General features: G+C 76.4%; 20 protein-coding genes. 14 read left to right on the top strand and 6 right to left on the bottom strand.

What is annotated here, in order from left to right; all coding sequences use genetic code 11:
* Both Q1K26_RS12260 and Q1K26_RS12255 read right to left on the bottom strand, forming a co-directional pair.
* A partial coding sequence (locus Q1K26_RS12260) for a DUF3153 domain-containing protein (protein WP_300010790.1) occupies positions 1-657 on the bottom strand: 657 nt, incomplete at its 3' end.
* A 70-nt stretch (positions 658-727) separates the two neighbouring features.
* On the bottom strand, positions 728-1,315 hold the full coding sequence (locus Q1K26_RS12255) for a GNAT family N-acetyltransferase (protein WP_300010787.1): 588 nt from the start codon (positions 1,313-1,315) through the stop codon (positions 728-730).
* A gap of 273 nt (positions 1,316-1,588) precedes the next feature.
* On the opposite strand from Q1K26_RS12255, the gene Q1K26_RS12250 reads away from it, so the two are divergent.
* Together Q1K26_RS12250 and Q1K26_RS12245 are read left to right on the top strand one after the other, a co-directional pair.
* Positions 1,589-1,888: a hypothetical protein gene (locus Q1K26_RS12250; protein ID WP_300010785.1), complete on the top strand. Its 300-nt coding sequence runs from the start codon at positions 1,589-1,591 to the stop codon at positions 1,886-1,888.
* 16 nt (positions 1,889-1,904) lie between these two features.
* Positions 1,905-2,366, top strand: a complete 462-nt coding sequence (locus Q1K26_RS12245) for an SAV_6107 family HEPN domain-containing protein (RefSeq protein ID WP_300010782.1) — start codon at positions 1,905-1,907, stop codon at positions 2,364-2,366.
* 57 nt (positions 2,367-2,423) lie between these two features.
* Here Q1K26_RS12245 and Q1K26_RS12240 read toward each other — a convergent pair whose 3' ends face one another.
* Positions 2,424-3,314, bottom strand: coding sequence for a ParA family protein (locus tag Q1K26_RS12240; RefSeq protein ID WP_300010808.1), 891 nt, complete (start codon positions 3,312-3,314; stop codon positions 2,424-2,426).
* Positions 3,315-3,347: 33 nt separating this feature from the next.
* Here Q1K26_RS12240 and Q1K26_RS12235 point away from each other — a divergent pair, with 33 nt between their 5' ends.
* Both Q1K26_RS12235 and Q1K26_RS12230 read left to right on the top strand, forming a co-directional pair.
* Positions 3,348-4,115, top strand: coding sequence for a class I SAM-dependent methyltransferase (locus tag Q1K26_RS12235; RefSeq protein WP_300010780.1), 768 nt, complete (start codon positions 3,348-3,350; stop codon positions 4,113-4,115).
* Between the two features lie 285 nt (positions 4,116-4,400).
* A complete protein-coding gene (locus tag Q1K26_RS12230) occupies positions 4,401-4,787 on the top strand; it encodes a DUF3040 domain-containing protein (RefSeq protein WP_300010777.1) in 387 nt (128 codons plus the stop codon).
* A 34-nt stretch (positions 4,788-4,821) separates the two neighbouring features.
* Here the strand turns inward: Q1K26_RS12230 and Q1K26_RS12225 are convergent, their stop codons facing one another.
* Genes Q1K26_RS12225 through Q1K26_RS12215 form a run of 3 tightly spaced genes read right to left on the bottom strand, consistent with a single transcriptional unit; the run spans position 4,822 to position 9,308 of the window.
* Positions 4,822-7,104 carry a transglutaminase domain-containing protein gene (locus tag Q1K26_RS12225; RefSeq protein ID WP_300010774.1) on the bottom strand — a complete coding sequence of 761 codons (2,283 nt, stop codon included), beginning with the start codon at positions 7,102-7,104 and terminating at the stop codon, positions 4,822-4,824.
* Entirely contained in the window at positions 7,101-8,312 is a 1,212-nt protein-coding gene (locus tag Q1K26_RS12220) for a DUF58 domain-containing protein (protein ID WP_300010771.1), read from the bottom strand. The genes Q1K26_RS12225 and Q1K26_RS12220 overlap by 4 nt, the downstream gene beginning before the upstream one ends.
* A 27-nt stretch (positions 8,313-8,339) precedes the next feature.
* Positions 8,340-9,308, bottom strand: a complete 969-nt coding sequence (locus tag Q1K26_RS12215; RefSeq protein ID WP_300010805.1) for a MoxR family ATPase — start codon at positions 9,306-9,308, stop codon at positions 8,340-8,342.
* Positions 9,309-9,778: 470 nt separating this feature from the next.
* Between Q1K26_RS12215 and mraZ the strand changes: the two genes are divergently transcribed.
* The 10 genes from mraZ to Q1K26_RS12165 all read left to right on the top strand — a co-directional run bounded on the left by mraZ (position 9,779) and on the right by Q1K26_RS12165 (position 22,707).
* Positions 9,779-10,201, top strand: coding sequence for a division/cell wall cluster transcriptional repressor MraZ (gene mraZ, locus Q1K26_RS12210; protein WP_300010802.1), 423 nt, complete (start codon positions 9,779-9,781; stop codon positions 10,199-10,201).
* 262 nt (positions 10,202-10,463) lie between these two features.
* Positions 10,464-11,474, top strand: coding sequence for a 16S rRNA (cytosine(1402)-N(4))-methyltransferase RsmH (rsmH, locus tag Q1K26_RS12205; protein ID WP_300010768.1), 1,011 nt, complete (start codon positions 10,464-10,466; stop codon positions 11,472-11,474).
* Positions 11,475-11,571: 97 nt separating this feature from the next.
* Positions 11,572-12,393, top strand: coding sequence for a hypothetical protein (locus tag Q1K26_RS12200; protein WP_300010765.1), 822 nt, complete (start codon positions 11,572-11,574; stop codon positions 12,391-12,393).
* 53 nt (positions 12,394-12,446) lie between these two features.
* Positions 12,447-14,237 (top strand): penicillin-binding protein 2, encoded by a 1,791-nt coding sequence (locus Q1K26_RS12195; protein WP_363320472.1) that lies wholly within the window; start codon positions 12,447-12,449, stop codon positions 14,235-14,237.
* Between the two features lie 600 nt (positions 14,238-14,837).
* Positions 14,838-16,307 carry a UDP-N-acetylmuramoyl-L-alanyl-D-glutamate--2,6-diaminopimelate ligase gene (locus Q1K26_RS12190; protein WP_300010799.1) on the top strand — a complete coding sequence of 490 codons (1,470 nt, stop codon included), beginning with the start codon at positions 14,838-14,840 and terminating at the stop codon, positions 16,305-16,307.
* Positions 16,308-16,437: 130 nt separating this feature from the next.
* The gene (murF, locus tag Q1K26_RS12185; protein WP_300010759.1) at positions 16,438-17,838 is read left to right on the top strand and encodes a UDP-N-acetylmuramoyl-tripeptide--D-alanyl-D-alanine ligase; all 1,401 of its coding nucleotides are present in this window, start codon (positions 16,438-16,440) and stop codon (positions 17,836-17,838) included.
* Positions 17,835-18,905, top strand: a complete 1,071-nt coding sequence (gene mraY, locus Q1K26_RS12180) for a phospho-N-acetylmuramoyl-pentapeptide-transferase (RefSeq protein WP_300010757.1) — start codon at positions 17,835-17,837, stop codon at positions 18,903-18,905. The genes murF and mraY overlap by 4 nt, the downstream gene beginning before the upstream one ends.
* Positions 18,906-19,001: 96 nt before the next feature.
* Entirely contained in the window at positions 19,002-20,351 is a 1,350-nt protein-coding gene (gene murD, locus Q1K26_RS12175) for a UDP-N-acetylmuramoyl-L-alanine--D-glutamate ligase (protein ID WP_300010796.1), read from the top strand.
* Positions 20,348-21,631, top strand: a complete 1,284-nt coding sequence (gene ftsW, locus Q1K26_RS12170; RefSeq protein ID WP_300010755.1) for a putative lipid II flippase FtsW — start codon at positions 20,348-20,350, stop codon at positions 21,629-21,631. The genes murD and ftsW overlap by 4 nt, the downstream gene beginning before the upstream one ends.
* Positions 21,628-22,707 (top strand): UDP-N-acetylglucosamine--N-acetylmuramyl-(pentapeptide) pyrophosphoryl-undecaprenol N-acetylglucosamine transferase, encoded by a 1,080-nt coding sequence (locus tag Q1K26_RS12165; protein ID WP_300010752.1) that lies wholly within the window; start codon positions 21,628-21,630, stop codon positions 22,705-22,707. The genes ftsW and Q1K26_RS12165 overlap by 4 nt, the downstream gene beginning before the upstream one ends.
* The last annotated feature ends 40 nt before the right edge of the window (positions 22,708-22,747 follow it).

Here is a 22,747-nt window from a genome sequence, read left to right as displayed (position 1 = left end):
GGTGGGGGGTCTGGGGGGGGGGTTGGTGGGGGGGGGGCCAAACACAACCCCCCCGCCCCCCCCCCCCGCGACGACCGCCGCCAGGCCGAGGGTCCAGTTCACCGGGGACGGGGCGTTCGGGTCGTCGATCGCGACCACCGCCTCGATGTCGCCCACCCGGCCCGCGTCGAACGACCAGCTGACGGTGCCCGAGTCGGCGTCGCCGTTGGTGTCGAGCACCTGGCCCGGGAAGCTGACCTTGAGCTGGAAGTCGGCGAGGTCGGTGTCGACGGTGGTGAGGTCCACCGAGCCCGCCAGCACCACGCGGTTGCCGGCTCGCCGCAGCTGCAGGTCGACGCTCTCGCCGGGCGCGCCTGCCGCGCCGATCAGCTCGCTGACCTGCGGAAACGTCAGGCCGGTGAACCGGGCCACCGAGCCGGCGTAGCCCTCCTGACGGTACGGCGACAGCTCGACGTCGTCGGCGAGCGACGGGGGCAGCGTGACCACGGGCCCCGGATCGTCGGGGCCCTGCTCCGGGGTGGCGAGGATGATCTCGCCGTCCACGGTGTCGTCGGGCTGCACGGCCAGCGCGGCCCGCACCCTGGCACAGCCGGAGAGGGCCAACAGCGCGATCAGGGCGATCAGCAGCAACAACACGGGTGCGCGCCGGAGGGTCACCGGACCATCGTGCCAGCCCACGATCCGCACTTCGGAGCCACAGTGCTGCCATGGGCGGCCGTCGACAGCGTCATGGCTCCGAGGTGCGTCCGGGCGGGTCCAGGGGCAGCGTGCGGCCCAGCACCGCGAAGGGGCGGGTGTCGCCGGTGAACCGGTGCTGGCGCAGCACGTCGTGGAAGCCGGTGCGGCGGTAGAGCTGCCACGCCCTCCCCGGCGCCTGGGTGCCGTACTCGGGGGTGGACAGCAGGACGCGCCGCGTGGTCGCCCCGGCCAGCAGTGCCCGCAGCAGCCCCTCGCCGAGCCCGCCGCCCTGCACGTCGGGCCGCACGTGCAGCTCGGTGAGCTCGAAGTAGTCCTCGAGCCAGTACTGGTCCGCAGGCTGGGACCGCAGGCCCCGCCGGACCTCCTCGAACCACCACTGCCCGGGAGCGCCGCGGTATCCGTAGGCGACGCCGAGCAGCCGGTCGGCCGCGTCGATCCAGCCGACGGCGCGCCAGCCCGGCCGCTGCACGTGGTCGAGCCACAGGGGCCTGCGATGGCGGGCGGTGCCCGGCGGGTACCCCATCGCGGCCACGTAGACCTCGAGTGCGGCACCGAGCCGGTCGGCGAGGTCGAGCGGCCCGAGCTCGACGAGGTGCCGGGCGGGCGCGGTGGTCACTGGGTCATCTCACCACGTCCGGCCGTCCGCGTCTCGACATGACTTGACGCGGGGCTCCCGGCGCGCTTCACTGGACGAGATCGAACATACGTTCGATCTTGGGTGGATCCGGTGGACGGGCGGGGGAAGCGCCCCTCCACCGGAGCCATCCTCCCACCGACCCCAGACGGTGGGACGGGAAAGGGGAGCCATGAGCGAGCTGGTGGACACGTCCCCGGCCGGGCGCAGCGGTGCCGGACGCAGCGGGGCCGGACCGTGAGCGCCTTCGGTCGCGTGTTCAGGTCGCGGCAGCCGACGCCGATCCATGTGCGCTGGCAGGACGGGGAACCCGTCGAGTTCCAGCGCAGGCCGGTGCGGGGCGGGCCGCGCTACCTGGTCGTCGACGTGCGGGACCGCTGGATCGAGGAGTCGCCGTGGCCGTTCCCGTCGCCGATGCCGGTCGGGGGCGACCGGATGCGCTGCTGGCGGGTGGAGGCGCGGTCCGCGGAGGAGCCGGAGGCACCGGGTCGCGAGTTCGTGCTGCGGATGCGGGCGGGTCCCGGGGTGTGGGATCTGGTCCGGGTGGCGGAATGAGGAGGGTGGAGCTCCGATGACGATCACGTTCGACGCGGCCCCGGTCTTCGACGTGGCGGCGCTACCGGCGCCACGGTCGGGCGCGGGCAGGTCCGCGGCACCACCGACGTCGAGGGCCGCGCTCGCGCTGCTGCGCCAGGCGGCCGAGGGCATCGCCGAGGCCCACCGTGACGACGACCCCCTGCTGCGCTACCCGGCCGCGTACCTCGCGGCGCTGCGGGCCGGAGCGGCCGTGCTCGCGGTGCGGGCCCGGCCCCAGCCGCCCCGGCGGCGCTCCACCCGCAACGTGTGGCGGCTGCTCGCCGACGTGGCCCCGGAGCTGGGGGAGTGGGCGGCGTTCTTCGCATCCTGCTCCGACACCCGCGCCGCGGCCGAGGCCGGCATCTCCCGGCTGGTGGGTCGCCGGGACGCCGACGACCTGCTGCGGCAGGCCGAGCAGTTCGTCGGCATCGTCACCGCGGCGATCCCGCTGCGGTGATGCCACGGCGGTGATGCCACCGCGGTGATGCGCGGCGGCGCTGCGGCGGGCGCCGGTTCAGCGCGTGCGCGGCGGTGGCGTCATCGCGCGGTCACGGCGCTCGCTGCGCAGCACCCGACCCAGCAGGGTGCTGAACACGGCCGACACCTCGCGGGCGCCGGGTGTGTCCCAGCGCTGGATCGGTACGCACGCGCCCTGGGCCTGCTGGATCGCCGAGCGGTCCGGCAGCACCCCGCTGAACACCAGCGGCCCGAACAGCTCGCGCAGCTCGGCCACCCGGAACTCGTGCTCGGCGTTGCGCGGGCGGACCCGGTTGATCAGCACGCCGAGCGGTTGCAGGTCGGGGTTGCCGCGCTGGCGCTCGGTCTGCACGGCGTCGAACGCGCGCTGCACCCCGGACACAGCGAACATCGTCGGGTCGGTCACCAGCACCGCCCGGTGCGCCGCGGCGAGCGCGCTGCGCGTGAGCTGACCCAGCGACGGCGGGCAGTCGATCACGACCAGCCGGTAGGGCCCCAGGTCGCCGTGCCCGCCGTCGCCGTGCTCGTCCTCGTCGTCGGCCGGGTCGCCGGGATCGAGGTCGGTGCCGTCGCCGGTGTCGGGGGTCAGCCGGCTCAGTGCCCGGGTGAGCCGGCCCAGCTGCTTGGACCCGGGGTCGGGGTGGTTGTGGCGCTCGGTCTGCTCGGCGCCGACCAGCACGTCGAGATGCTCGCCCCAGCCGCTGCGGGTGATCGCCCGGCGCAGGACCGGGCGGCGCGGCTCGTCGAGCACCTCGGCCACGGTGGCCGTGGTGGGCCCGACGTCGAGCGAGATCGTGGCGTTGGCCTGGGGATCGAGATCGACGAGCAGGGTGCGCACCCCGTGCTGCTGCGCGGCGCCGGCGAGCCCGAGCGCCACCGTGGTCTTACCCACGCCACCCTTGAGACTCAACGAGGCCACGACCTGCACGGCGGTCAACCTACCTCCCACTACGCTGCGGGCGTGAGTTCCCCGTCCCCGAGCACGGCGCCGGCGGCCGATCCGGCCCCCGCGGTGCACCGCGCTCTCGCCGCCGAGGTCGCCGCGGCCCGTGCCCGCGGGGTCGCCATACCCCGGGTGCTCGACGTCGGTGGCGGCAGCGGCGCCTGGGCGGTCGCGCTCGCCCGGCTGGACTGCGCCGTCACCGTCGTCGACTCCAGCCCCGACGCGCTCGCCGCCCTGCACCGTCGGGCGCGCGAGGCCGGGGTGCACGAGCGGGTCACGCCGGTGCAGGGCGACGTCGACGCGCTCGCCGACGTCGTCGCCCCCGGTGGCGCCGACGTCGTGCTGGGACACGGGCTGCTGGAGGTCGTCGACGACGCCGAGCGCGCGCTGGCCGCGCTGGCCGCGGCCACCGCGCCGGGCGGAGCGGTGTCGCTGCTGGTGGCCGGGCGGAACGCCGCGGTGCTCGGCCGGGTGCTGGCCGGCAGGCTGGGCGAGGCCCGTGCCGTGCTGACCGACCCGCAGGGCCGCGGCGGACCCGACGACCCGCTGCGCAGGCGCCTCGACGCCGCGGGCCTGCGCGAGCTGGTGCGCCGGGTCGGCCTGGTGACCGAGACGCTGCAGGGCGACGGCGTGCTCGAGGGCTGGGTGCCGGGCGCGGTGTGCGACGGCGGACCGGCCGCGGTGCGGTCGCTCGCGGAGCTGGAGTCGCTGGCCGCGGCCACGCCGGCGCTGCTGGAGGTGGCGGTGCGGCTGCACGCGCTGGCCCGGCGTCCGTCCGGGACGTGACGGTGCACACGTCCGGTGGGGGTTTCGCCGGCGCGCCGTGGGGTGGGGTCACGCAGTGTTGCGTCGAGTGGTCGGGTCGCTGCGGTGCGTGCCCGGATCGTCCCCGTTGGGGTCACCGATCCGTGCCGTCCGCGAATCACAACCACCCGCTCGACGAGTTCGGGTAGTCGCCGGGCCCCGAGGCTCGTATCCTCTGCCCTAGGAGGCCCAGCCCGGGCGTTCGTCGCGTCGTTCCGGCACCATGGAAGATGACCGACAAGCACACGTAGTGCCGGAGGCGATGAAATGCCCCTCTCCGAGCACGAGCAGCGACTGCTCGAACAGATCGAGCGCGCTCTCTACGCCGAGGACCCGAAGTTCGCATCGACCGTACGCGGTGGTCGGATGCGCAAACCCACGCGCCGTCGGCGCATGCAGGGCGTCGCCCTGTTCGTTCTCGGTGTCGTGCTCCTCATCGCCGGAATCGTGCTGACGAGCCTGAACCAGGCGAACCTGTTCCTGATCATCAGCGGTGGCGGGTTCCTCGTCATGCTCGGGGGCGCGGTGCTCGCCGTCACCTCCGTCGGCGGCCCCGCTCCGCCCGACGAGGGAGCGGCGGAGGCCGAACCGGACAAGAACCGGTTCACCGGCCGGATGGAGGAGCGCTTCCGCCGCCGGTTCGAACAGGAGTAGCCGCCGCCCGCTTCGACCGCCGCGGTGTCCCGGATCAGCTCCGGGACACCGCGGCGCCGTCGTCCGGGACCCGGTCCCCGCGTGCGGAACGCCGGAAGCCGGCCAGGACCGACCGGGGCAGCAGCCGGGCCCGCAGATCCAGCGGGCTGCCCCCCGCCATCCCGGCCCGCACCTCGGCCAGCGGCCCGGTCAGCGCGTGCCGGTCGGGGTGGCGGTCGCCGAACCAGCTCGCCTCCACCGCGGTGACCGTGGCGCGCAGCGCGTCCTGGGCGGCCGCGTCGAGCCGGTGTTCCCGCACCAGCCGCCGGGCCGCGGAGCGCACCGTGTCGCTCGCCGGGACCGCCACGCCCCGGTCGGCCGACTCGGCCCGCAGCTCGTCCCATGCCGCCACCGCGGCCCCGGGGCCGCCCGCGGCGGCCGCCGCGAGCCGTTCCCGGCGCCGGAGGTGGCGCAGCCCCGCCGGCAGGAGCGCGAGCAGGGCCCCGACCGGCACCACCGCGACCGGCCAGAGCGGCGGGCCCGGGTCGGGCGCCGCGGCCGCGTCGGGCGCCGACCCGGGTTCCTGCGCGGCCGGTGTGCCGGCGGGGTCCGGGGCCGGGGTGGGGGCGGCGGGCAGCGGCGTCGCCGGCACCGCGGGCGCCGCACCCGCGGCGGCCTCGGCGCGGGCCTGCTCGACGTAGGGCGGGACGATCGCCCGCCCGTCCGTGAGCGGGGTGGGGTCGAACGTCGTCCAGCCCACCCCCGGGAACCAGGCCTCCACCCACGCGTGGGCGTCGGCGGTGCTGATCGCGCGGTAGTCGGAGACGGGCGTGCCCGCGGTGAACCCGACGGCGACCCGCGCCGGCACCCCGACCGTGCGCAGCATGACCGCCATCGCCGACGCGAACTGCTCGCAGTAGCCCACCTGGCCGATGGTGAGGAACTCCACCAGCGCGTCGTCGCCCTCCGGGGGCGCGGTGGCGAGGTCGTAGCCGAACTCGCTGCCCGGCCCGGTGAAGTACTCCTGCAGCGCCAGCGCCCGGTCGAAGTCGGTGGCGGCGCCGGCGGTGACCTCCGCCGCGATCCCGGCGATCCGGGGGTCGACCCCGAGGATGTTGGAGTAGATCGCGGCCGGTGCCTCGCCCTGCGCGGCGCGCAGCAGGTCGGTGCTGGGGGCGGGGAGGAACGCGGACTGCGTCCACCCGTCCTCCGCTGCGGGACGCGCGGTGTAGCCGATCCCGCTGTCCTCGTCGTAGACGAACAGGCCCGGGGTCAGCCCTTCCAGGGCCAGCGGTGCACCGTAGACGGGTAGCCAGTAGTCGCGGAACCCCACGTTGTCGACGGTGACCTGCGCCGGGGTCCCGGGCACCGGGGGTTGCGCGAACGGCCCCTCCGCCGGGACGCCGGGGCCGGGGCGGGTGGCCTGCCAGCCCACCCCGGCCTGGTAGTCCGCCAGCGTCAGCGCGCGCAGGTAGGCGGGCTCGGTCAGCCCCCGCACCTCGAACAGCGGGCTGGGCGTCGACCGGTTGAGCTGCCCGCGCAGCGAGGTGAACGGGCTCAGACCGATCGATCCGGCGCCCTCGCCGTCGCCACCTCCCGCGAAGCGGCCCGACGTGCCGACGAACGCGGTGAGCGTGCCGACCAGCAGGGCCACCGCCACCGCGGCCGCGACGAGGACGAGCCCGCCCGGGAACTGCCGCGACCGGCCGTCGGTGGCGAGCAGCAGCAGCCCGAAACCGGCGGCCGCGGCGGCCAGCACCCACCACGGCAGCAGCTCGTCGGCGAGTGCGGCGGGCACGGCGAACGCGGCGAGCAGCGGGATCCCGGCCGCGGCGGGCGCGGCGGCGCCGACGACCGCCAGGTGCACCGCCACCGCGAGCAGCCCGAGCGATGCCGTGACCAGGAACAGGATCTCCGGGGTGGCCTCGATCGGGGCGATGCCGACGTTGATCTGGGCGCCGGCCCCGGCGAGCAACCCGCCCATGTCCGCCAGCGCCGCCGGTCCGGGCAGCACGCCGAACGCACCGTCGTCGGTGAACAGGGCCGTCAGCAGCCCGAGCACCGCCGCGACCTGCGCGGCGGCGACCGCGGCCACGGTGCGGCCGGGGGCGCGGTCCGCGGGGACCAGCAGGCCCGCGACGATCCCGACGCCGACGACGGCCGCGACCGCGGCGCCCGCGAAGCCGAGCCACCCCGTGCCCTGCACGACCGCGGACACCGGCCCGGACGCGAGCAGCACCGCCACCCCGGAGGCGACGGAGGCCCGCCACGGTCCCGGGCGGCGGCGCGGCGGCGGGTCGGGGGCCGCCGCCCGCGGCGCGGGTGCGGTGAGCGTCACGATGCGACTCCGGCCGTGGCGACGAGGTCGTCCCACACCCGGTCGGGCGGGGTGCCCGCGCGGGCGACGGTGACCCGCCAGCCGGCGCGGCGCAGCCCGGAGGCCGCGACGTCCGAGCTCGACCGGGCCTGGCGCGGCGCCCACGTGGCCGCGTCGAGGAGCACCGCGTGGGCACCCCCCGGCAGGCGCGCCGTCAACGCCTCCACCTGGCCGGGGCCCAACGTGCCGAGCACCGCGAGCACGTCCCCGGTCAGCGGGGGGCCGGTGAGCTCGGAGCGGGCGGCCGGGCGCAGCGCGGCGAGCGCGTCCATGAGCGGATCGAGGTCGCCGACGACCTCCGCGATCGGCGTACCGTCCTCCGCGACGACCGAGATCGGGTCCCCGCGGCCCGCCAGGTGCGCGCCGATGCTGGCGACCAGGCTGATCGCGAACTCGATACCGGCGTCGGGGCCCCGGCCGCGGTGGGCGTCGGCGCGGCGGTCGAGCAGCACGGTCGTGCCGGTGCGCCACGGCCGCTCCTCCAGCCGCACCATCAGCTCGTCGTGGCGCGCGGTGCTGCGCCAGTGCACGCGGCGCAGCTCGTCGCCCTGGCGGTACTGGCGTACCAGCACGTCGGAGGATCCCTGGCCCTGGTGCGCGAGCGCGGCGCCGGGGGTGCCCTCGCCGGCGCCGAGCGCCTGCGGCACACCGCGCAGCGCGACGACCCGGGGCAGCACCGTCAGCGTCGCCGCCGGGGCCAGCTCGCGCTCGAACTCGGCGAGCCCGAGCGGGTCGGTGGCGCGCCCGGCGAGCGGTCCGATGCGGTGCACGCCGCGCTGGACGGGTCGCAGCGGGTAGTGCAGCGTGGCGCCGGAACGGGGCAGGCGCAGCACCGTGAAGCGCGGCGGGGCACCGGGCAGCGGGCCGGCCGCGTCGGGTGCGTTGTCGGCCAGGCGCAGGGCGCCGACCAGCGGGCCACCGCCGATCCGCAGCCGGACGGTCACCTCCGCGTCGGCCGGCACCCGTTCGGGCCCGAGCCGGCGCTCGGCGCGGACCGAGCGGCGGATCCGCGCCGCGAGCAGCAGCGCGAGCAGGGGGAGCAGGGCGACGAACGCGCCGACGCGGATCAGGTCGCGCTCGTCGAGCACGAGTGCCGACACCGCCGTGGCGGCACCGGCCGCGAGCAGGCAGCGCCCGCGCGTCGTCAGGCCCGAGAAGCGCCCGCCCATCAGCGCCCCAGCCGGGAGGCCACGGTCTCAGCCGGCCGGGCGCGCGGGCGAGGGCACCGGATGGCGGCCCAGCAGGCTGCGGACGAGGTCGGTGGTGGAGCGGCGCGACGCCTGCGCGTCGGGGGTGAGCAGGAGGCGGTGGGCGAGCACCGGTACGGCGACGGCCTGCACGTCGTCCGGGACGACGAACCCGCGCCCGGCCAGCGCCGCCTGCGCCTTGGCCGCGCGGACGAGCTGCAGGGTGGCCCGCGGCGAGGCACCGAGGCGCAGCTCGGGGAGTCTCCTGGTGATGCCGACCAGCTCGACGCAGTACTGGCGCACCTCCGGCCCGATCCGCACCCGGCGCACGGCCTCGGTCACGGCGTGGATGTGACGCGCGTCGGTGACCGGGGCCAGCGTGTCCAGGGGCTCGGTGGTGGCGTGGTCGTCGACCATCGCCAGCTCGGCGGCCGCATCCGGGTAGCCGACGCTGACCCGCGCGGTGAACCGGTCGCGCTGGGCCTCGGGCAGCGGGTACGTGCCGTCCATCTCGATCGGGTTCTGGGTCGCGACCACCATGAACGGGCTCGCCAGGCCGTAGGTGGCGCCGTCGACGGTGACCTGGTGCTCGGCCATGCACTCCAGCAACGCCGACTGCGTCTTCGGGGAGGCGCGGTTGATCTCGTCGGCGATCACGACGTTCGCGAACAGGGGGCCGGGCCGGAACTCGAACTCGCTGGTCTGCCGGTTGAAGATCGACATGCCGGTGATGTCGCCGGGCAGCAGGTCGGGGGTGAACTGCACGCGGCTGACCGAGCAGTCGATCGAGCGCGCCAGCGCCTTGGCCAGCGAGGTCTTCCCGACGCCCGGCACGTCCTCGATGAGCAGGTGGCCCTCGGCCAGCAGCGTGATCAGCGCGACGCGCACGACCTCGGGCTTGCCGACCAGCACCCGCGAGACGTTGCCGGCGATCCGCCCGGCGACCTCGGCGACCTCGGCCAGCCCGACGCCGGGCAGGCCGTCGGCCCCCGGCTGCCCGACCGTGCCGGACCGGCTGCTCGTCGTCGTCACCCGACCTCCTCGCGCGTCGAAACCACGGTGCTCGATGACCCATCCTGTCAAACGTGCCCGGGCGATGGACCCGGACGGGTGAGGCGCGTCCTCGCCCCACCCTGCCCCACCGGGGCGGCCCGGCGCTCCCCACCCGCCCACACGTCGGGTCCGCAGCCGCACCCAGGAGGTGTGCTGCTCACTGTCCGTCGACCGGTGCTCACCGGATCGACCTGATCGTGCGGTGCGGGCCGTCCCGCCGCCGGGTGGCGCCCCAGAATCCCCCACCTGACCAGCATGTAGCTGAGCTGGCGATTCGCCGTCGACCAGGGCCGAGCAAGGCCTCGTCACCGGTTGACGGTGGTGCGAAGTGGGGTAGTGTGGTGATCGCTGGGGCGCGCTGGGTCGCCCCGGCCCGGCCCGGGGAGGTGGGAGCCGTGTTCCTCGGCACCTACACCCCGAAGTTGGACGACAAAGGGCGGCTCACGCTGCCCGCGAAGTTCCGGGACGAGCTGCGGGGCGGTCTGATGATCACGAAAGGGCAGGATCACTGCCTCTACGTGTTCACCAGGGAGGCCTTCGCCGAGATGGCTCACAAGGTCTCCTCGGCGCCGCTCACGAGCGAGGCGGCCCGTGCCTTCCAGCGCAACCTGTTCTCCGGCACCGACGACCAGAACCCCGACGGCCAGGGCCGCATCGCCATCAACGCGGAGCTGCGGCGCTACGCGGGGCTGACCAAGGACTGCGTGGTGATCGGCGCGTTCACGCGCGCCGAGATCTGGGACGCGCAGGCCTGGGCCAGCTACCAGCAACAACACGAGGACGACTACGCCACGGCCAAGCAGGAGGTCGGGCTCTAGTCGAGCAGTGTCGGTGCCCCCTCCCGGGCGCCGCGTCCCCTTCCCCTCACCGACGGCCCTGGCGCACCTTCCCCGGTGCCAGGTCCGTGGACGAGGAGAAGGCGGGCGCGGCGCCCGGGTGGGGACACCGCGAGAGGTTCCCGATCGGCGGCCCGGTGGCCCGTCGCTCGGGCTCGGGTCCGAACCCGCGGCTGGGGAGCACGGGACGGGCCCGCTGACACACCGGCGCGGCCGGCGGCGACGGCAGTGCGGGAGGTGAGCGATGCGCGGCAGGATCGATCCGGACGGGGGCGACCACGGCGGGCCGGCTGGGGCCAGGCACGTCCCGGTGCTCCTGTCCCGCGTCGCCGACCTCCTGGCTCCCGCGCTCGCGGGGCCGGAGCGGGCGGGCCGGGGTCCGGTGCTGGTCGACGCCACGCTGGGCCTCGGCGGCCACGCGGCGGCGCTGCTGGCCCGGCACCCGCGCCTCACCCTCGTCGGGCTGGACCGCGATCCCGACGCGCTGGCGCTCGCCGGGCGCCGGCTGGTCGCCCACGCCGACCGCACGCACCTGGTGCACGCGGTGTACGACCGCATCGCCGACGTCGTCGACGACCTCGGGCTGGGGCCCGTGGACGGGGTGCTGTTCGACCTCGGCGTGTCGTCGCTGCAGCTCGACGCGGACGAGCGCGGCTTCTCCTACTCGCGTGACGCCGAGCTCGACATGCGGATGGACCCGACCACCGGGCCCACCGCGGCCGACGTCCTCAACACCTACCCGGTGCGGCAGCTCGCGCGGGTGCTGCGCGAGTACGGCGAGGAGCGGTTCGCGATGCGGATCGCCCAGGCCGTGGCGCGACGGCGGGACGAGGCCCCGCTGCGGCGCAGCGCGGAGCTGGTCGAGCTGCTCTACGCGGCGGTGCCCGCGGGATCGCGGCGCACCGGGGGGCACCCGGCGAAGCGGACCTTCCAGGCGCTGCGCATCGAGGTCAACGGCGAGCTGGCCGCGCTGGCGGCCGCGCTGCCCGCCGCGCTGGACTCGCTCGCGGTCGGCGGCAGGCTGGTCGTGCTCGCCTACCACTCGCTGGAGGACCGGATGGTCAAGCGGGAGCTGGCCGGACGGGCGAGCTCCCGCACCCCGCTCGACCTGCCCGTCGAGCTGCCCGGCCACGAGCCCGGGTTCCGGCTGCTGACCCGCGGTGCGGAGGTCGCGGGGGACGACGAGGTCGCCGAGAACCCGCGGGCGGCGTCGGTGCGCCTGCGGGCGGCGGAACGCATCAGGGGGGCGGCGTGAGCCGGCCGCGCGGGCACGAGTGGAGGGTGGGCATGAGCGAGCTGACGAGGGGTTCACGGGTGCGGTGGGTGCGCGCTGCGAGGACGGTGGACGAGCGATGAGCGCGCCGGTGACCGAACGGCCGCGCGGTTCGGTGCGGACCGCGTCGCGGCCGGGTCGTACGGCCCCGCCTCCGGTCGTCCCCGCCCAGCGCGGTGCCCCGCGGACCCGGGACGCGGGAGCCGCGCAGAAGGCCTACGCCCGCCGCGACGAGCGGCTGCGCAGGCTGGTCGGCGGCGTGCGCCCGGCGCGGTCGGGCGCCCCGGCGCGCCGCGCGCAGTTCGTCATGCTCGTGATGGTGCTGCTGGGCTCGGGCCTGGTCCTCACGCTGTGGCTGTCCACGGCGGCGGCGGCCGACTCCTACCGGCTCCAGGACGCCCGGCTCGCGGCCGCGGAGCTCAGCGAGCAGGTCGAGGCGCTGCGTCGCGAGGTCGCGGTGGCCGGCTCCGCGCCGGAGCTGGTGCGTCGGGCCGAGCAGATGGGCATGGTGCCGGTGCAGGACACGGCGCGGATCGTGGTCGCGCCGGACGGCACGGTGACGGTGGTCGGCGACCCGTCGGTCGCGCGCGCCCCCGCCCCGCCCCCACCCCCGCCCGTGCCCGTCCCACCCCCGGCCGCCGGGCAGGCACCCGCAGGCGAGTCGCCCGCCGACGCGGCGGCCCCGGCCGGGGCCGCAGGGGAGGACCCGGCGGCCCCCGTCGAGCCGCCCGCGGGGGAGGACCCGGCGGCCCCGGCCGAGCCGCCCGCCGGGGATGCGGCGCCGGTCGACCCGGCGGCCGAGGAACCCGTCGACCCGGCCGAGCAGGCCGCGGCCGACCCGGCCGCCGCCGCGGCGGCCGCGGAACCGGCCGCCGACGGTGCGACCCCGGCCGGGAACTGATGCCGACGGCCCCGCCCCGGTCCCGGCCCAGCGGGGCGGCGCGGAAGCCGCCCGTGGCCCGTGCCGCCGGTCGCCGGCCGCCGGCCGCAACCGCCCGGTCCCGGGACCATCTCGCGCGCCTGCGGCTGGGCCGGATCCTGCTCGTCGTCGCGCTCGCGCTGGCCACGGTCCGCCTGGCGACGGTGCAGACCGTGCAGGCGGGCGAGCTGAACGCCCTCGCGGAGCGCCAGCGCACCGTCGAGCTGCACATCCCGGCCGAGCGCGGCGCGATCCTGGACCGGGCCGGTACGCCGCTCGCGTTCAGCGTCGAGGCCCGCGCGCTGGTGGCGAACCCGCGCACGATCGTCCGGGAGGAGGGCGACGACGCCCCGGCGCTGGTCCAGCAGATGGCCACCGCGGTCGCGGCGGCCACCGGTGAGGACCGCGCCGAGCTGGTCGAGCGACTCAGCAGCGACCGGGCCTACGTGGTGCTGGCCGAGAACGTCGACCCGAACGTGGCCCGCGCGCTGCGGGAGCGGTTCCGCCACATCGACGAGGAGTACCGCGAGGAGCGGGAGTACCCGGGCGGGCCGCTCGCGTCGAGCATCGTCGGGTTCTCGCGGTGGGACCCGGGCGAGGAACGGATCATCGGCCGCGAGGGGCTGGAGAGCTCGCAGGACAACCTGCTCGCCGGCTCCGAGGGGCTGCGCGTGGTGGACCAGGCCGAGGAGAGCTCCGCGGAGATCCCGGGCAGCACCCAGTTCGAGCGCCCGGTCGTGCCCGGCTCGGACCTGCAGCTGACGCTGGACTCCGACCTGCAGTACACCGTGCAGCGTGCGCTGGCCGACGAGGTGGCGCGCACCGGTGCGGGGGAGACGTCCTCGGCGGTGGTGCTCGACTCGCGTACCGGTGAGGTGCTGGCCCTGGCCAACGGCGGCAACTCCGACCGGTCGACCGGCACCGGCGGCGGCAACCCGGCCGTCACCAGCCCGTTCGAGCCGGGCTCGGTCAACAAGATCGTGACGATGGCCGCGGCGCTGGAGTACGGGCTCGCCACGCCCCAGGACGTGCTGTCGGTGCCCGGCACCATCGACGTGGCGGACCGCACCATCAAGGACGCCTGGTCCCACGGCGTCGAGAACTACACGCTGACCGGGGTGCTGGCGAAGTCGTCGAACGTGGGCACGATCATGACGGCGCAGGAGGTCGGCGAGGAGCGGTTCGCCGAGATGCTGGCCCTGTTCGGGATCGGGACCAGGACCGACGTCGGGCTGCCCGGGGAGAGCGCCGGATCGGTTCCGGCGCGCGAGGCGTGGTCGGGCTCGACGTTCGGCAACCTGCCGATCGGGCAGGGCCTGTCGATGACGGTGCTGCAGATGGCCGGGATGTACCAGGCCGTCGCCAACGACGGCGTGCGGATCCCGCCGCGGATCGTGTCCGGGACGGTCGGCCCGGACGGCGTGCGCACGCCCACCCCGACACCCGAGCCGGTCCGGGTGGTGTCCCCGGAGACCGCGCAGCAGCTGCGGACGATGCTCACCGCCGTCACGCAGGACGAGCGCGGCCAGCGCGGCACCGGTGCGGCGGCCGCCGTGCCCGGCTACCGGGTGGCGGGCAAGACCGGCACCGCGCAGCAGGTCGACCCGGAGTGCGGCTGCTACGCGTCGTCGACGTACTGGATCACCTTCGCGGGCATGATCCCGGCCGACGACCCCCGCTACGTCATCGCGATCATGCTCGACGCGCCGTCCGGTGGGGCGGGGGCGGCGCCGCTGTTCCACGACATCGCCAGCTACCTCGCCCAGCGCGAGCGGTTGCCGGTGAGCGCCGAGCCGGCCCCGGTGCAGACCCTCGTCGCCCCCTGAGCGGACGGCGGACGCGCCGCGGACGCTCGTGCGGGCGTGCGGGGGTCGTCCCCGGCGCGCGGGGCCCTCGCGCGCGTCGGCACGACGTGCTGGCGTCGACTCGGAGCGCACTGGGGTAGCAGGCTCCCTCGCGCGCGTCGGCACGACCCGTGCGCGCGAGTGCCCTCGCGGCGGGCGGCGGGACGCGCGCGGGGGTCGGACGTGCGGCGGCGGTCCGGCGCCGTCGTGCACCCCGCGCCACCACCCGTGGGGTGCCTGCCGGGACGTCGACGGCCGGTCGTCCCGGCGCTGCGACCGGGCGCCGGCGGGTGTGATCGCCGTTGCGGAACCGGCGGCGGGTCCGGGCCCGCCCGACCGTTCCGAGGCGTCGATCATCGGTGCCCGGGGTGCGGCGACAGGTACCCCGCCCGCCACGGCCGGGCGGGGTCCGGCGACCGGTCGGCCCGGTGCGGCGGGTGGGCCGTGGGATCGGTGACGAGCGGTGGTGCGCGGGAGGGGGCGATCCGGACCGCCGGTAGCCTCCCGGGCGTGCCGCATGCCCGCTCGTCCGCCGCGCCGGAGGTGTCCCCGGAGCCGCTGCGTCCCCGTCGGCCGCATCCGGTGGACCTGGGCGCCGTGGCCGCCCGCATCGGGGTCCTCGCGCCCCCGCCGGGCACGTCCGTCACCGGCGTCACGCTGCGCGCCTCCGACGTACGGCCCGGAGACCTGTTCGCCGCCCTGCCCGGATCCCGCGTGCACGGGGCCGACTTCGCCACCGCCGCGGCGGGCGCAGGCGCCGTCGCGGTGCTCACCGACCCGGCGGGTGCCTCCCGCGCGCTGCCCCACGGTGTGCCGGTGCTCGTGCACCCCACCCCGCGCGACGTGCTCGGCTCCGCGTCCGCCCTGGTGTACGGCGACCCGACGGCCCGCCTCTCGGTGCTCGGCATCACCGGCACCAGCGGCAAGACCACCGTGGCGCACCTCGTCGATGCGGGGCTCGCGGCGGCCGGGCGGGCCACCGGGCTGATCGGCACGGTCGGCACCCGGATCGGCGGGCAGCGGCTGCCCAGCGCGTTCACCACCCCGGAGGCGCCGGACCTGCAGGCCCTGTTCGCGATGATGGTCGAGGCCGGCGTCACCGACGTGGCGATGGAGGTGTCCAGCCACGCGCTGGCGCTGGGGCGCGCCGCGGGCACCCGGTTCGCGGTGGGCGCGTTCACCAACCTGTCGCAGGACCACCTCGACTTCCACCGCGACATGGACGACTACTTCGAGACCAAGGCGATGCTGTTCGACCACTGGGCGCGGCGCAGCGTGGTCTGCGTCGACGACGCGTGGGGGCAGCGGCTCGCGGCACGCACCCCGGACGTGGTCACCGTCGCCGGCACGGGCGCCCCGGCCGACTGGCGGGCCGTCGACACCGAGACCGGCCAGGACGGCTCGCAGACCTTCACCGTGCTGACCCCCGACGGGCGCGTGGTCCCGGCGCGACTGCTGCTGCCGGGCGCGTTCAACGTCGCCAACGCCCTGGTGGCCCTGGCCTGCCTGGACGCCGCGGGCGTGCCGCTCGAGGTGGCCGTCGCGGGCCTGGCCGCGGTGGCGGTGCCGGGGCGGATGCAGCGCGTGGACGTGGGTCAGCCGTTCCTGGCCGTCGTCGACTACGCGCACAAGCCCGCCGCCGTGGCCGCGCTGCTCGACGCGCTGCACGGCGAGGTCCAGGGCCGCATCATCACGGTGCTGGGCTGCGGCGGCGACCGCGACCGCGGCAAGCGGCCCCTCATGGGGGCCGCGGCGGCCGCGCGGTCGGCGCTGCTCGTGGTCACCGACGACAACCCGCGCACCGAGGACCCCGCCGACATCCGTGCCGCGATGCTGGCCGGTGCGGTGGCCGAACCCGGGCGCGGCGAGATCCAGGAGATCGGTGACCGGCGCGCCGCGATCGCCGCCGCGGTCGCCGCGGCGGGGCCCGGTGACGCCGTGGTCGTGGCGGGCAAGGGCCACGAGGTCGGCCAGGAGGTCCACGGGGTCAAGCACCCCTTCGACGACGCCGCCGAGCTCGCGGCCGCGCTGTCCGCCGCGGGCGTGCGCTAGTGCCCCCCGCGTCCCGGCCGCCACGCGCCGCGGCGGCCCAGCCGCCCGCTGCGCTCACCACCGGCCCGCCTGCGTGCGCGGCGGCCCGCGACCACCGGCGTCCGCGACCGGCTCCCGGCGGGGGGCCGCGGTGAAGCCGATGACGCTCGCGGAGGTCGCCGCCGTGACCGGGGGGAGGCTGCACCGCGCCCGGGGTGACGAGCGCGTCACCGCCGTGGAGTTCGACACCCGGGCGATCGGTCCGGGCGGGCTGTTCCTGGCGCTGCCGGGGGAGCGGGTGGACGGGCACGACTTCGCGGCCGCGGCGGTCGCCGCGGGAGCGGGCGGGGTGCTGGCCGGGCGCGCGGTCGACGCGCCGTCGGTGATCGCACCACCGGTGTCCGAGCGGGCCACCGGCACCTACCTGAGCTCCACGGACCCCGACGGCCACGGCGCCGCGGTGCTCGCCGCGCTGGGCCGCCTGGCCGGGCACGCGGTGGCGGCGCTGCCGGACTGTGCCGTGGTCGGCGTCACCGGCAGCTCGGGCAAGACCTCGACGAAGGACCTGCTCGCCGCCGTGCTCACCCCCCTCGGTGAGACCGTCGCCCCGCCGGGGTCGTTCAACAACGAGCTGGGCCTGCCCTGGACCGCGCTGCGCGCGGGCGAGGCCACCCGTCATCTCGTGCTGGAGTTCTCCGCCCGCGGCCCCGGGCACATCGCCGCGCTCGCCGCGGCCGTGCCGCCCCGGATCGGGGTGGTGCTCAACGTGGGCTCGGCACACCTGGGCGAGTTCGGGTCGACCGCGGCCATCGCGGCCGCCAAGGGCGAGCTGGTGGAGGCGCTGGACCACGACGGGATCGCCGTCCTCAACGCCGACGACCCGGCCGTCGCCGCGATGGGCATCCGCACCGACGCGCGCGTCGTGCTCACCGGCGCGCACCCCAACGCGCACGTGCGCGCCGAGCACGTCCGGCTCGACGGCGGGCGCGCCCGGTTCACCCTGGTCGCCCCCGCCGGAACGGCGGAGGTGGCGCTGCGGCTGGTCGGCGGGCACCACGTCGGCAACGCGCTCGCCGCGGCCGCCGTCGCGCTCGAGCTGGGCGGCACCCCGGCCGGGGTGGCCGCCGCGCTGTCGGCCGCGGAGCCCGCGTCGCGGTGGCGGATGGAGCTGACCGAACGCCCCGACGGCGTCACCGTCGTCAACGACGCCTATAACGCCAACCCGGAGTCGATGCGGGCCGCGCTGTCGGCGCTCGCCTCGCTGGGCGAGGGCCGCCGGACCTGGGCGGTGCTGGGCCGGATCGGCGAGCTGGGTGACGGGTCCGCCGCCGCGCACGCGCGGGTGGCCCGGGACGCCGTGGACCTCGGCGTCGACGAGATCGTGGCGGTCGGCGCCCCCGAGTACGGCGCGGGCCGTGACGTCGCCGACGTCGACGGCGCGCTGGGCCTGCTGCGCGCCGAGCTGCGGCCCGGGGACGCGGTGCTGGTCAAGGCCTCGCGGGCGGCAGGGCTGGAACGCCTCGCCGCCGCGCTCGTGGAGGGAGCCCGGTGAGGGGTGTCTTCATCGCCGCCGGCGTCGCGCTCGCGGTGTCGATCCTGCTCACGCCGTACCTGATCCGCTTCTTCGCGCGGCAGGGTTTCGGCCAGGAGATCCGTGCCGAGGGCCCGTCGAGCCACCAGGCCAAGCGCGGCACGCCCACGATGGGCGGTGTCGCGATCCTGCTGGCCATCTGGCTGGGCTACCTGCTCTCGCACGCCTTCACCGGTGAGCCGATCACGCTCTCGGCGATGCTGGTGCTGTTCCTGACCACGGCGCTGGGCGCGGTCGGCTTCCTCGACGACTTCCTCAAGCTGCGCCGCAAGCGCAACCTCGGCCTGAACAAGACCTCCAAGCTGGTCGGCCAGCTGGTGACCGCCGTGATCTTCGGGGTGATCGCGGTGCGGTTCGCCAACGCCGAGGGCCTCACACCGGCCTCGACGAACCTGTCGTTCGTCCGCGACATCACGGTGCTCAGCTTCGGCGCGATCGGGTTCGTGGTGTTCGCCTACCTGGTGATCGCGGCCTGGTCGAACGCGGTGAACCTCACCGACGGCCTCGACGGCCTGGCCGCGGGCACCGCGGCGATGGTGCTGGCCACCTACGTGATCATCGCGTTCTGGCAGTTCCGCAACGCGTGCGCGCTCAACGCCGTGGCCGGCTGCTACCAGGTGCGCGACCCGCTCGACGTCGGGCTCGTCGCCGCCGCGGCGATGGGCGGCTGCATCGGGTTCCTGTGGTGGAACGCCGCACCGGCACGGATCTTCATGGGCGACACCGGCTCGCTGGCGCTGGGCGGGCTGATCGCCGGGCTGTCGATCGTCACGCGGACCGAGCTGCTGCTCATCGTCATCGGCGGGGTGTTCGTGGTGGAGATCCTGTCGGTCGCGCTGCAGATCGTGGTGTTCCGCACGACCCGGCGGCGGCTGTTCCGGATGGCGCCGTTCCACCACCACTTCGAGCTGGCCGGGTGGGCGGAGACCACGGTCATCATCCGGTTCTGGCTGCTCGCGGCGATGTGCGCGGCCCTGGGCCTGGGCCTGTTCTACAGCGAGTGGCTCACGGCGAGCGCGGGGCTCTGACGTGCCGTCACCCTGCACGTCGGAGCCGTACTGCTGTTCCCGGGACCGCAGCACAGCACTGTGGCTCCGAGGTGCACCCGGAGGCGAGCGGTGAGGGTGGGTGAGGTGGCGGGCGCGTCCGTCGTCGTGGCCGGGGCGGGGGTGTCCGGGCTCGCCGCCGCCCGGGCGCTGGTCGAGCTGGGGGCGCTCGTCACCGTCACCGACGCCGTGCCGGAGCGGCTCACCGGGCTGCCCGACGGCGTCACCGCCGGGGCCGAGGATGATCCGCTGCCGCCGGGCACCGCGCTCGTCGTCACCGGGCCCGGTCGCCGGCCCGACCATCCGCTGACCCGCGCCGGGGTGCCCGTGGTGGGGGAGGCCGAGCTCGCGTGGTGGCTGGGCGCGGCGCGGGGTCGGCCGCCCCGCTGGCTCGTCGTCACCGGCACCAACGGCAAGACCACCACCACCGAGATGCTCGCCGCGATCCTGCTCGCCGCCGGCCGCGACGCCGTGGCCTGCGGGAACATCGGGTACCCGGCCGTCGACGCGGTCCGGGCCGGGCACGAGGTGCTGGCGGTGGAGCTGTCGAGCTTCCAGCTGCACTGGTCGCCGTCGATCGTGCCCGCGGCCGGGTGCGTGCTCAACGTCGCCGAGGACCACCTGGACTGGCACGGCTCGATGGACGCCTACGCGTCGGCGAAGGCGCGCGCCCTGCTCGGCCCGGTGGCGGTCGCCGGCATCGACGACGCCCGCGCGGCCGCGCTGCTCGACACGGCCCCGGCCCTGCGCCGCGTCGGGGTCACGCTGGGCGAGCCGCGGCCGGGTCAGCTGGGCGTCGTCGACGGGGTGCTGGTCGACCGGGCCTTCGGCGACGCCGAGCTGGTCGAGGCGAAGGCGGTGCGCCCGGCGGGCCCGCCCGGGGTCACCGACGCGCTGGCCGCGGCCGCGCTGGCCCGGGCCGACGGGGTCGCACCGGGCGCCGTCCGGTCCGCGCTGGAGGCGTTCCGCCCCGGCCGCCACCGCGCCGATCCGGTCGCGACGGTGCGCGGTGTCACCTGGGTCGACGACTCCAAGGCCACCAACCCGCACGCCGCCGACGCCTCGCTGGCCGCGGTCCCGGCCGGATCCCGGATCGTGTGGATCGCGGGCGGGCTGCTCAAGGGGGCCACCGTCGACGCCGTCGTCGCCCGGCACGCGGGCCGCCTGCGCGCGGCCGTGGTGATCGGCACCGACCGCTCGGAGATCGTCGGCGCACTGGCGCGACACGCGCCCGAGGTCCCCGTGACCGAGGTGATCGCGGGCGACGATGAGCCCATGACCGCCGCCGTGACCCGAGCCGCCGCCCTCGCCCGCCCCGGGGACGTCGTGCTGCTGGCGCCGGCCGCGGCGTCGATGGACCAGTTCCGCGACTACGCCGCGCGGGGTGACGCGTTCGCGGCCGCGGTCGGCCGCCTGGAGCGGGTGTGAGCACGAGGACGGCACGTCCGGGCCCGGTGCGGCAGGCGGTCGGGCGGGCCGGCACCGCGCTGGCGCAGTGGCTGGCGCGCCCGCTGACCTCGCTGCACCTGGTGCTCGGCGTGTTCGGGCTGCTCACCCTGTTCGGGCTGGTGATGGTGCTCTCGGCGTCGTCGGTGGAGTCGTTCGTCAGCGACGGATCGTCCTACGACGTGTTCTACCGGCAGCTGCTGTTCTGCGTGCCCGGTGCCTTCATGTTCTGGCTCGGGCTGCGGCTCACCCCGCGCCGGCTGCGCGCACTGGCCCCGGCGGCGCTGGTGGTCGGCATCGCGTCGCTGGTCGCGGTGCTGCTCGTGGGCACCGAGCGCAGCGGGTCGAAGGCGTGGATCGCGATCGGCGGGTCGTTCACGATCCAGCCGTCGGAGGCGGTCAAGGTGGCGCTGACGCTGTGGGGTGCGCACGTGCTGGTGGCGCGGCGCGCGGTGATGCACCGTTGGAAGTACGCGCTGTCCCCGGTCGTGCCGGTGGCGGTGCTGCTGTGCGTGCTGCTGGTGCTCCAACCCGACCTCGGCATGACGATCACGCTGGGCGTGGTGCTGCTCGCGCTGCTGTTCTTCGCCGGGGCGCCGATGCGGCTGATGGTCGCGCTGCTCGGTGGCGCCGCGCTCGGTGCGCTGGTGCTCGGGCTGGCCGAGCCGTACCGGCTCGCGCGCATCACCTCGTTCCTCGACAGCAGCGGGGCCGACGCGCAGCGGGCCGGGTTCCAGGCCCGGCAGGCGCTGTACTCGCTCGCCGACGGCGGCCTGTTCGGCGTCGGGCTCGGCCAGGGCCGCGCCAAGTGGAACTACCTGCCCAACGCCCACAACGACTTCATCTTCGCGATCATCGGCGAGGAGCTCGGCTTCGTCGGCGCGTTCGCCGTGCTGGCCCTGTTCGCGACGCTGGCCTACACCGGCTTCCGGATCGCCGCACGCAACAACGACCCGTGGCTGCGCATCGTCGTCGCGACCTCCACCACGTGGCTGGTCGGGCAGGCCGCCATCAACATCTCCTACGTCGTGGGGCTGCTGCCGGTGACCGGCCTGCAGCTGCCGCTGATCTCCTCGGGAGGCACCTCGCTCGTGGTCACCATGTTCGTCTTCGGCGTGCTCGCCAACGCCGCGCGCCACGAACCCGAGGCGGTGGCGGTGCTGCGCCGCCACGGCCAGGGCCGGGTCGCGCGGATGCTGCTGCTCCCGGCGCCCGAGCCGTACCGCGCTCCCACGGCGCGCACGGCGGGGAAGGTGCGATGAGCGGCCCGTCGATCGTCGTGGCCGGGGGTGGCAGCGCGGGGCACATCGAGCCAGCGCTCGCGCTCGCCGACGCCGTGTGCCGGCTCGTGCCCACGGCGCGGGTCACCGCGCTGGGCACCGACCGCGGCCTGGACGCCACGCTGATCCCCGCGCGCGGCTACCCGCTGGAGCTCGTCCCGCCCGTGCCCCTGCCGCGCCGGCCCAGCACCGACCTGCTCCGGCTGCCCGGGCGGGTGCGCGGAGCGGTGCGCCGGGTGCGCGAGGTGCTCGCCGCCGTCGACGCCGACGTCGTCGTCGGGTTCGGGGGCTACGTCGCCCTGCCTGCCTACCTGGGAGCGCGCGGCCGGGTGCCGATCGTCGTGCACGAGGCCAACGCGCGCGCCGGGCTCGCCAACAAGGTGGGGGCGCGGTTCGCCGCGCGGGTCGTCGCCGCGGTGCCCGGCAGCGGGCTGGCAGGCGCGCAGGTGCTGGGCATCCCGCTGCGCCGCGCCGTCACCACGCTCGACCGGGCCGCGCTGCGCGCCGAGGCCCGCGCGAAGTTCGGGCTGCCCGCCGACGGCCCCGTGCTGCTCGTGTTCGGCGGCTCCCAGGGCGCGCGCACCCTCAACTCCGCGCTCGCCGCGGCGCTCCCGGGCCTGATCCACAACGGGATCGGCGTGCTGCACGCGCACGGGAAGGACGGGGTCGCCGCGACGGCCACCCCCGGCTACGTGCCGCTGCCCTATATCGACGACATGCACCTGGCCTACGCCGCCGCCGACGCCGTGCTCGGGCGGGCCGGGGCGATGACGGTCGCCGAGGTGTCGGCCGTCGGCCTGCCCGCGGTCTACGTCCCGCTGCCGCACGGCAACGGCGAGCAGGCGCTCAACGCCGGCCCGGTCGTCGCGGCCGGGGGCGGGTACCTGGTGCCCGACGCCGAGCTCACCGGCGACCGCGTGCTCACCGAGCTGCTGCCGCTGCTCGCCGACCCGCAGCGGCTGGCGGCGATGGGCGCCGCGGCCCGGGCGTCCGGGCACGCCGACGCCGACGAGCGGCTCGCCCGCGTCGTCCTCGACGTGATCGGGGTGCGGGCGTGACCGCCGGGGCCCGTGATCAGCAGGATCGGGACACGGGCTG

Origin of the sequence: Pseudonocardia sp. (assembly GCF_029263155.1) — a bacterium.
In the GTDB taxonomy this organism is placed as follows: domain Bacteria; phylum Actinomycetota; class Actinomycetes; order Mycobacteriales; family Pseudonocardiaceae; genus Pseudonocardia.
This window is presented reverse-complemented; position numbering and strand designations above follow the sequence as displayed.